The following is a 9,133-nucleotide window of genomic DNA, read 5'->3' on the forward strand; positions in this document are numbered from 1 at the left end:
GGCAGCCTGTTTAAGGGCAATAGCCGAGCCATACACTAAAAATAACGAGTTTTTCTCCCGCTTGAGGGGAACTTCAACGTTGAGTCTGGGTCTTGAAGCTTGCAAGAAGCACTCTGATTCTGTTCCTTGCAAAACAGCAAGACTCTGGAGATCCTGAAACAAACACTGGACGATTTGCGATCGCCAAGAGATAGCCGTCCATCGTTCTACAAGTTCTGTCAAATACATCCGTCGAATACATCATCAGAGAGATGCACAATTGAATTTCAGTATGGGATAAAGAGAGGCAGTCCGTTTAGCCGCCTAACATTAGGAGTCAATCAGGCCATTGTGTCTAGCGTCACACATGTGAATCGTGGGGGTGTCACCCATACCCTAAGCCTTGCAAGCCATCAACTCTAAGTTGACGACAGGCAACAACGTGATAAAACTACAGCCTAGTGTCCGTAATTTTTTCTACATTGTTTGTATCTGTAACGGTTATGCTAAGTTTACACTCCTGCTCTCCAGTGGTCAGTTCACGGATTCAGAGGAAGAGTGCCATAGGCCCTTAAAACCTGACTGATTTTCCTTGTTGATGTCTAATGTATTCACCTAGTGTTTCTCGGATTGCGCAACCTGATCTCCATGGTTCTGACTACTGATGCGATCGCCCTCTACCGTTAATCAAGTGATCTGGGGTCGAGCGATCGCATTCTGATTGATTCACCTGTGATTTGCTTGTTTATGCTCTGTGTAAGGTTTTCGTGACGTCGCATCCACAACATTCAGCTATGTTTTCAGCATCCTCCCAGCCAGAGGCCTCTCGCCCATTTTTAACTTGGCAGCGCATTATTGATTGGGCGCAGGAACATTATCGCTGTCGCACCTTTGAAAAAGATGAACGCATTCCTGCCCGTCCAGGGTTACTCTACCTGGTTCAATGTGGGTCTGTGCGGCTTGTTGGTGAAGCGCAGGTTAGTGCTACGGGGCATACGGCGCGATCGCCCCACATTAATTCGGAGGAGGCCTTTTTGGGGTTTGTTGGCGCAGGTCAACCCTTTGAAATTGTGGCCCAGTCGCCGTTTACCCTGCAGAGCTTCGCCCATGTAGACCAAACATCCGTAATTTGGATGTATTGGCATGATCTCGACAACTGGCCCCATTTCCGCCGGGAAGTTCTCGATGCTTTTCGCTATCAACATCAGCGTAAGCTACTTTGGCTAAGCACTTTGGGTCAACGGCGTACTATTGACCGGCTCTTAGGATTCCTAACCCTACTCATCGAAGAATTTGGTGAACCTTGTGCAGATGGCTATTGCTTACCTTGGGTACTCACCCATGCGCAAATCGGTAGCGCTATTGGTTCTACGAGGGTAACAGTAACTCGACTGATGGGTAAGTTACGCCAACGAGGGCTAATCACAACCTACGGCGATAATTTGCTCTGTATCCCATCTCAACCTGAGTCATAGCCCCGGTTGACTGACCCTTAAAGCCCCTCTTCCGTCCTGGGAGAGGGGCTTTAAGGGATGTCTCCTAGCAGTCTAGATTGCTTAGGAGGCTTTTAGATGAAGGCTCAAAACGGCAGCCCCCAGTAATTCACCCGGTCTTGAATCCAGCCCTCGGCATACCAGCTAGCGATCGCTTCATTAATCTGTCGTCGTAGATCGTCGTATTGATTGCCGCGACGGGTGGCAACAGATAGAGAATCGGCAGCCCAAGTTGTGGGCAACAGGCGATAGGCGGGATAGGTCTGCACCCATCCGGCTAGAACACTGGTGTCCCCAGCAAAGGTGGCGGCCTGCCCCGTTTCCAGCAACTCCAAACCTTCTTGGTAGGAATCCACACCGATCAGAGTCGGTTGGGGTAGGTAGGACCGCAAGTTGGCGATGGTGCTCGATTCGTTGAGCACGGCAATGGGCGATCGCCCTGCATCGGCAAGGGTTTGAATGGCAGCATCTTGGGTGACGAAGGCAGTGCCATCCAGATAGTAAGGGGCGCTGAAGCTGACGATGCGCGATCGCGAGTTGGTGCGAGTTAGCCCGGCAATCACCAGATCAACCTCGCCCTCTAAAAGCACCGTGAGGCGATCGCGATTTTGAACCGGATAAAACACCACGGCAGTGCGATCGCCCAGCAGTTCCTCAGCTAAACGATGGGCTACATCAATTTCTAGCCCCACCAGTTCCCCCTCGGCATCTCGAAATCCTAGGGGACGCAGATTGTCTTTCACACCCACAATCAAATAGCCACGCTCCTGGATGACCGACAGCTCGGCAGCCCAGACGGCGGCCGGGAGCAGCGCGCCCACGCCACCAAGGGAAAGGGCGATCGCCATCAATGAACTTAGAGTCAGGCTACGCATGAGAGTTAGGGTCTAGCAACGGGCTTTCGCATTGTAGCAATCCAGGCAAAAGACCACATAAAAAAATGCCATCCCCGACACTTGTTCAGGGATGGTTCACAGTCTCTTCTGTAGCCTTGGGCTTAACGACCCTGGGTGGCTACTTCCACAACCTTGGCAAATCCGGTGGGATCTAAAACCGCCATTTGAGCCAACATTTTGCGGTTGAGCTGAATGTCTGCTTTCTTGAGCTGACCAATCAACTGGCTATAGCTGATGCCATGCTGACGCGCTGCGGCATTGATGCGGGTAATCCACAGACGACGAAAGTCCCGCTTACGGCGACGACGATCGCGGTAGGCGTTACGCAGGGCCTTCATGACCTGTTGGTTAGCCGAGCGGAACAGCTTGGAGTGTGATCCCCGGAAGCCCTTCGCCAATTTTAAGATCTTCTTGCGACGCTTGCGGGCAACGTTCCCGCGCTTAACCCGTACCATAGTTTCAAGTCCTGCGTAACTGTAATAAACGTAAGTTGTCTCTAAACCTATCAGGGGCGATCGCTGCCCTGCTCACGGGATGTAGCCCTCTAGTTCACCATGCCAAGTGTCCGAAACGAGGAACCCTGCCATCTCAAGTTAAATGGAGAGCGATCGCCTATCAAGACGCTGCGCTTAGAGGTAGGGCAACATCATTTCAACGTTCTCAGCATCTCGCTCATTCACCACCACCAACTTCGAGAGGCGGCTCTTGCGGGTGGGTGACTTATGCTGAAGAAGGTGATTCTTAAAGGCTTTACGGCGCACAATCTTTCCACTGCCCGTGCGGCGGAAACGTTTAGCGGCGGCTTTACGGCTTTTGAGTTTGGGCATGGTCTTTGTGAATTCTACACAGTCTTTAATAGTACCTGTTAACCATCCTGATGCGCAAGGGGTTAATAGGACTTTGTACATTCCAGGGTAAACTCTCTCAGTTAGATGCCTGGGCAACGCTTAAAACTAGTATCCATGCTGGGGCTGGCCGCCCGGCTCGTACCGCTAATACACCGCTAATGTCGAGGCTGAACAGCTATTTTTTCTTCTTTCGGGATCCTTTTTTGTCCGACTTAGCTGGACTAACCTGATCGAGGGGGCCGTTAATCAGAGCGTTCAGACCATACACGTGGCGGCTACCGGCCAGGGGAATCAGGGTGATATCCCGTTCATCCCCAGGCTCAAATCGGACAGCGGTGCCAGCGGGAATGTCCAAGCGCATACCCTTGGTGGCTTCCCGGTCAAACTGCAGGGCGGTATTCACTTCAAAGAAATGGAAATGGGAGCCGACTTGGATGGGGCGATCGCCGCTGTTAGCCACCGTTACGGTGAGAGTGGGCATCCCCGCGTTCAGTTCAATGTCGCCGTCGCCTGGAATCAACTCACCGGGGATCATGGTAGATGCAGGAGTGGCGGTCTTTGCTGACTTTTTGGATGTTTTTTTAGCCATGGGGCAAAACCTTAGCGAATCGGATCGTGAACCGTCACCAGCTTGGTGCCATCGGGAAAGGTGGCTTCCACCTGTACCTCGTGGATCATCTCGGCAATGCCCTCCATCACATCGTCGCGGGTGAGCAGCGTGGCACCGTAGCTCATCAAGTCAGCCACGGTGCGACCATCGCGTGCGCCTTCTAGAATGGCGGCGGAAATCAAGGCAACGGCTTCGGGATAATTCAGCTTCAGCCCGCGATCCTTACGCCGCTCGGCCACCAAGGCTGCGGTGAAGATCATCAGCTTGTCTTTTTCTTGGGGAGTCAGTTGCATAGGTGAGGTGAAACCGGCGGGTAGGCAGTGGTTGCAAGAATCATGCCTTAGATGGGGCGCGATCGCAACTACATTGTGTTAAATCGCTATGACGTGAGGTCAGACGACACCGCCACTCGAATGACTTGGGAGAGGGGGCTCTCCACATCGCCGAGCCGGACTTCTGGGGTATTGCTAATCAGAGGGGCCAGGGCCGTGAGCAGCGATCGCAGATGGGGGGTGCTGGCTCCGCTATCTACATACACCCGTTCGGCTAAATTGTTCAGGCGTTTCCAGGTGGTGTACAGCTTGGCAATAGTTTGTTCAAGCTGAGCTGCTTGGTTAACCATATCAGCAGTGGAACTCAGGCATCCCACGCGCAGGGCTTCCTCCAGCGCCGATTCTAAGTCAAGGGGCGTGGTGGTGAGGGCCTGCACTTCGGTAGCGGATTGCAGATACTTGGCCAGGTAGCGAGCTTCGGCGGTGACCTGTTTGACCGTGTCGAGATCTGGGCTGGCCGCCACTTCTTCCTGGAGGGGAGCTTGGTGGGGGGCAGACAGTTTTTCCAGTTCTCGCACTAGGGGAGCGACATAGCGCGTGGGCAGGCTATTGTCGGCGGCCTTTTGCCGAATTTCTGCCGGCAGCAGTTCGGAACTCATGGCTGTCCAGTCATCAGAGAGATGCCGCACTTCCCGGCGGGTAATGTGGTCACCGCGCCGGGCTGCTTCTCCCACCATCTGCTGCACTTCCGGGGCAGATTGAGCCGTTTCCACAAAGGCCCTCTTGCTGAATTGGTTCACATGCTCAGCTTCCAAAAAACCGCCATCAATCAACGTATCAGCGCTATCGGCAACTTCAATCCAGGAATAGGCTTGGCTTTTGCTAATATCTCGTTCCTTGAGCCAGTTGAGAAATCCCGTGCCCCGGCCGTCCCCCGATCGCTTCTCCCGATCGCGCACCGTGCGGAGAATGCGCCCGCGCCAGATATCCGTTTGTAGATCAAAGCGATCGCAAATCTGCCAAGCTTGGGAGACGGTATGTTCAAACTCACTGTCCGACACCTGCTCATCGTGGGGATCAGGGAGATGAAAGCCTAGCTCGACGGCGGTATCCGAGGTGCTGGGGAGGGCGGAGGACATGGGAACGGATTGAACCATAGCTGTGCTTAGAGATAGGGTGATCAAAGACGATAGCCGGATCATTATGCCACGATCTTCCAAATCTCAACGGTGGGATCTGACGGCACACCAAGGGGGGCGATTGCGTCCTGATTAGATGACTCCACCTCTCGAACTGTGGCACACTAGGCTAGTTAGCCCTAGGCAAAGAGGTTAGAGGTGTAAGTACTAACCTGCTGGTCTGACTTGGGCTACGCCAACCTCGATCACATGCCTCAGCGCCTACGATTTTCATGGTTAGAATGTCCTCATCCAATGGTGCCAGTTCCTCGTTGGCGATCGCGTCTCGCTTCCGACGCGCCGTCCAATCGGGGGAATTTCTTATTACCGCCGAGGTGATGCCGCCCAAAGGGGGCGATGCTAGCCGCATGATTGCCATGGCATCGGGGCTCAAAAACCGGGTTCATGCCGTGAATGTCACGGATGGTAGCCGTGCCGTTTTACGCATGTCGTCCCTAGTGGCCTCGGCACTGCTGCACCAACAGGGCATTGAGCCGATCTATCAGGTCGCCTGTCGCGATCGCAATCAAATTGCCCTACAAGCCGATCTGATGGGAGCCCAAGCCCTAGGGCTGCAAAACGTCCTGGCCCTCACGGGTGATCCCATCAAAGCCGGTGATCATCCTAAAGCAAAAGCCGTCTTTGATTTGGAATCCGTGCGCTTGTTGAAGCTAATTGATCAATTGAACCAAGGGCTAGACGCCAATGAGAAATCCTTGCCAGATGGTGCCACCCATCTATTTGCCGGAGCAGCGGTGGATCCCCAAAGCGGCAGTTGGTCGGGGCTGCAGCGCCGATTTGAGCGCAAGTTAGCGGCCGGGGCCCAGTTTTTTCAAAGCCAGTTGATTTCCGACTTCGATCGCCTGGAAAAATTCATGGAGCACATCGCGGCGGGCAGCCAAAAACCGGTGCTAGCCGGCATCTTTTTGCTGAAGTCGGCCAAGAATGCAGAGTTCATCAACCGCAATGTGCCTGGCGTACACATTCCCCAATACTTAATCGATCGCCTAGCCCAAGCCAGCAATCCCCTCCAAGAAGGGATGCATATTGCGGCGGAACAGGTGCAACTAGCCCGCCAGCTTTGCCAGGGTGTTCACATGATGGCGATTAAGCGCGAAGATTTAATTCCCGAGATTCTCGACCTAGCTGGCATTGCCCCGGTAAGCGACTCGGGGAGTGACTTGGGGAGCGATCGCCCCTGCATTCAGGCTCCCGCTCCCTCATCTTGAACATCCCTGCTATCTAATCAGCAGATTTCTGGGACGAGGCCTTCTTCGAGGTCGTAGAGCGGCGACTGGTGGTTTTCTTGGCCGTCGAGGTTTTGCTACTAGACGTCTTGCTACTCTTCGTCGTTTTGCTGCCTTTAGCCGTTGAGGATTTGGTGGTTTTGCTGGTCGATCGCTTGGTTTTGCTCTTGCTGCCCTCCTTCTCGGTCAGCAATCCTACAGCCTGCTCCATGGTCACCGATTCAACCGTGCCCCCCTCTGGCAGCGACACGTTGGTCTTACCGTGCTTGATGTAAGGCCCATAGGGGCCGTCGTAAATATTCACCGGTTCCTGATCCCCTGGGTGCTCTCCCAGCTCCCGCAGGGGTTTGGCGGCTCCCTTGCGACTGCCTCGCCCACGCTTGGGTTCTGCTAACAGCTCCAAAGCCCGCTCTAGGGTAATGGTCAGAACATCATCTTCTTTTTTAAGCGATCGATAGTCTTTGCCGTCTTTGCCCTGGTCATGCACCACATAGGGGCCAAACCGGCCTAAGCTCGCCTTGATCTTCGCGCCGGTATCGGGATGGACACCGAGGAGTCGGGGCAGAGCCAGCAGTCCCGTAGCCATTTCTAGGGTCACCGCTTCAATGGAGACACCTTTGGGTAGCGAAGCACGCTTGGGCTTAGGATTCTCCTCCGTCGCCTCCCCAAGCTGCACGTAGGGGCCGTAGGGGCCAATTAATAGATAGATGGGCTCCCCCGTTTCTGGATCAAAGCCCACCTTATCAGGGCCTTCCGTCTTTTGCCGCAGCAGCAGCTCAACCTGATCCGGATCGAGATCGGCAGGGGTGAGATCTTGGGGAATCGATGCCTTCACCGGGCCATCCTCGTGATCGACTTCGATATAAGCGCCGTATCGACCAATGCGGATCTTGGCATCTAGCCCTTCTAGGGTAATGGAGCGGGCTTCGGTGGGATCAATTTGGTCTTCCTGTTGTTTCACCTGGGTCGCCAAACCCGTCGCGCCTCGATAAAACGAGTCTAGGTAGGGCAACCAACTGGCCGTGCCGGTGGAAATATCATCCAGGGTTTGCTCCATACGAGCAGTGAAGCCCGTATCGACCAGATCGGGAAAATACTGCTCTAGCAAGGTGGTCACGGCGAAGGCGGTGAACGTGGGGGTGAGGCTATTGGTTTGCATCTGGGCATAGCCTCGGTCGATGATCGTACCGATGATGCTGGCGTAGGTGCTAGGACGACCAATGCCTTCACTTTCAAGCATTTTCACCAGCGATGCTTCGGTATAGCGGGCGGGGGGCTGGGTTTCATGTCCGATCGCTTCTAGATCAGAGCAATCTAGGGGATCGCCGGCCTGGAGGTTGGGCAAAATCACCTCTTGGTTTTCGATGGCGGCATCGGGATCATCAGAGCCTTCCACATAGGCACGGAAGAAGCCAGGGAAGTCAATCCGCTTGCCGGTGGCCTTAAACTCAGCGTTGTCGGCTTCAATCATCACCGTGATGTGAGTTTGGCGGGCTTCAGCCATCTGGGTGGCAACAGTGCGCTTCCAGATCAGGTCATAGAGCCGCAGTTCCCGATCGCGCAGCCCCGTTTCCTGGGGAGTGCGGAAAGTGCTGCCCGAGGGACGAATGGCTTCGTGGGCTTCTTGGGCTCCCTTGCTCTTGGTGTCATATTGCCGAGGCTTGGGGCTGAGGTAGTCGCTGCCATACAAATCTTCGACACAGGTGCGGGCGGCGGCGATCGCCTGTTGAGATAAATGCACCGAGTCGGTTCGCATGTAGGTGATATAGCCCTGCTCATAGAGACTTTGAGCCGTGCGCATGGTGTCCCGAGCGGAGAGCCGTAGCTTACGGTTGGCTTCCTGCTGCAGCGTTGATGTGGTGAAGGGGGGCGATGGACGGCGGGTAGATGCGCGCTCGTCTAAACCTGAAACCGTCCAAGGCACGGATTCTAAACGAGCCTGCAAATCTCGCGCTTCCGGTTCGCCCAGCAGCAAGACATTCCGCCCAGCCGCCACTTGTCCTGTAGCTTCATCAAAGTCACTGCCGTTGGCTAGCCGCTGGCCGTTGAGGGTGACCAACTTGGCTTCAAAAGGCGTCTCATGGCGCAACAGCGTGGCTTTGAGATCCCAGTAGCTACCCTTACGGAAAGCCCGACGCTCCCGCTCGCGGCGCACCAAGAGCCGCACCGCTACCGACTGCACCCGCCCAGCCGACAGACCCCAAGCAATTTTTTTCCAGAGCAGGGGCGAGAGGGTATACCCAACTAAGCGATCCAGGATACGACGAGTTTCTTGGGCATGAACCAAGTCTTCGTTGACATCTCGGCAATTGGCGATCGCATCCTGAATCGCCTCCTCGGTAATTTCATGAAACACCATGCGCTTGGTGGGCACCTTGGGTTTCAAGACTTGGAGTAGGTGCCAGCTAATGCTTTCCCCTTCCCGATCTTCGTCCGTGGCTAGCACCAGCTCATCCGCCTGCTTCAAAGCCTCTTTGAGGGTGGAAACAATTTTTTTCTTGTCCTTAGGAATGACGTAAAGCGGCTCAAAGTTGGCATCAACATTAACGCCTAGCTTGGCCCATTCTTCCTTCTTCACGCTAGCCGGAATTTCACTGGCCGACTGAGGCA

The 9,133-nt window shown here is 54.5% G+C and carries 10 protein-coding genes; 2 read left to right on the forward strand and 8 right to left on the reverse strand.

Features of this window, described 5'->3' with window-relative positions:
- The coding region (locus tag V6D20_14610) for a hypothetical protein (GenBank protein HEY9817011.1) at window positions 1-228 on the reverse strand (228 nt) is incomplete at its 3' end.
- A gap of 545 nt (window positions 229-773) precedes the next feature.
- On the opposite strand from V6D20_14610, the gene V6D20_14615 reads away from it, so the two are divergent.
- Window positions 774-1,454, forward strand: coding sequence for a Crp/Fnr family transcriptional regulator (locus tag V6D20_14615; protein ID HEY9817012.1), 681 nt, complete (start codon window positions 774-776; stop codon window positions 1,452-1,454).
- A gap of 104 nt (window positions 1,455-1,558) precedes the next feature.
- On the opposite strand, the gene V6D20_14620 is transcribed toward V6D20_14615, so the two are convergent.
- From V6D20_14620 to V6D20_14645, 6 genes are all read right to left on the reverse strand, one after another.
- The gene (locus V6D20_14620; protein HEY9817013.1) at window positions 1,559-2,347 is read right to left on the reverse strand and encodes a transporter substrate-binding domain-containing protein; all 789 of its coding nucleotides are present in this window, start codon (window positions 2,345-2,347) and stop codon (window positions 1,559-1,561) included.
- 122 nt (window positions 2,348-2,469) lie between these two features.
- Window positions 2,470-2,823: a 50S ribosomal protein L20 gene (rplT, locus tag V6D20_14625; GenBank protein ID HEY9817014.1), complete on the reverse strand. Its 354-nt coding sequence runs from the start codon at window positions 2,821-2,823 to the stop codon at window positions 2,470-2,472.
- A gap of 174 nt (window positions 2,824-2,997) precedes the next feature.
- Window positions 2,998-3,195, reverse strand: a complete 198-nt coding sequence (rpmI, locus tag V6D20_14630) for a 50S ribosomal protein L35 (protein ID HEY9817015.1) — start codon at window positions 3,193-3,195, stop codon at window positions 2,998-3,000.
- Window positions 3,196-3,391: 196 nt separating this feature from the next.
- Window positions 3,392-3,805, reverse strand: coding sequence for an urease subunit beta (locus tag V6D20_14635; GenBank protein HEY9817016.1), 414 nt, complete (start codon window positions 3,803-3,805; stop codon window positions 3,392-3,394).
- 11 nt (window positions 3,806-3,816) lie between these two features.
- The gene (gene ureA / locus V6D20_14640) at window positions 3,817-4,119 is read right to left on the reverse strand and encodes an urease subunit gamma (protein HEY9817017.1); all 303 of its coding nucleotides are present in this window, start codon (window positions 4,117-4,119) and stop codon (window positions 3,817-3,819) included.
- 86 nt (window positions 4,120-4,205) lie between these two features.
- Window positions 4,206-5,255 (reverse strand): hypothetical protein, encoded by a 1,050-nt coding sequence (locus tag V6D20_14645; protein HEY9817018.1) that lies wholly within the window; start codon window positions 5,253-5,255, stop codon window positions 4,206-4,208.
- 263 nt (window positions 5,256-5,518) lie between these two features.
- On the opposite strand from V6D20_14645, the gene V6D20_14650 reads away from it, so the two are divergent.
- Window positions 5,519-6,505, forward strand: a complete 987-nt coding sequence (locus tag V6D20_14650) for a methylenetetrahydrofolate reductase (protein HEY9817019.1) — start codon at window positions 5,519-5,521, stop codon at window positions 6,503-6,505.
- 13 nt (window positions 6,506-6,518) lie between these two features.
- On the opposite strand, the gene topA is transcribed toward V6D20_14650, so the two are convergent.
- Window positions 6,519-9,133, reverse strand: a 2,615-nt coding sequence (gene topA / locus V6D20_14655; protein HEY9817020.1) for a type I DNA topoisomerase, incomplete at its 5' end; no start/stop codon positions are given.

This window comes from Candidatus Obscuribacterales bacterium (assembly GCA_036703605.1).
Taxonomy (GTDB): domain Bacteria; phylum Cyanobacteriota; class Cyanobacteriia; order RECH01; family RECH01; genus RECH01.

Coding starts and splice junctions, on each gene's coding strand:
- rpmI (HEY9817015.1), bottom strand. CDS start 3,195: ATGCCCAAACTCAAAAGCCGTAAAGCCGCCGCTAAACGTTTCCGCCGC.
- V6D20_14615 (HEY9817012.1), top strand. CDS start 774: ATGTTTTCAGCATCCTCCCAGCCAGAGGCCTCTCGCCCATTTTTAACT.
- ureA (HEY9817017.1), bottom strand. CDS start 4,119: ATGCAACTGACTCCCCAAGAAAAAGACAAGCTGATGATCTTCACCGCA.
- rplT (HEY9817014.1), bottom strand. CDS start 2,823: ATGGTACGGGTTAAGCGCGGGAACGTTGCCCGCAAGCGTCGCAAGAAG.
- V6D20_14620 (HEY9817013.1), bottom strand. CDS start 2,347: ATGCGTAGCCTGACTCTAAGTTCATTGATGGCGATCGCCCTTTCCCTT.
- V6D20_14650 (HEY9817019.1), top strand. CDS start 5,519: ATGTCCTCATCCAATGGTGCCAGTTCCTCGTTGGCGATCGCGTCTCGC.
- V6D20_14645 (HEY9817018.1), bottom strand. CDS start 5,255: ATGGTTCAATCCGTTCCCATGTCCTCCGCCCTCCCCAGCACCTCGGAT.
- V6D20_14635 (HEY9817016.1), bottom strand. CDS start 3,805: ATGGCTAAAAAAACATCCAAAAAGTCAGCAAAGACCGCCACTCCTGCA.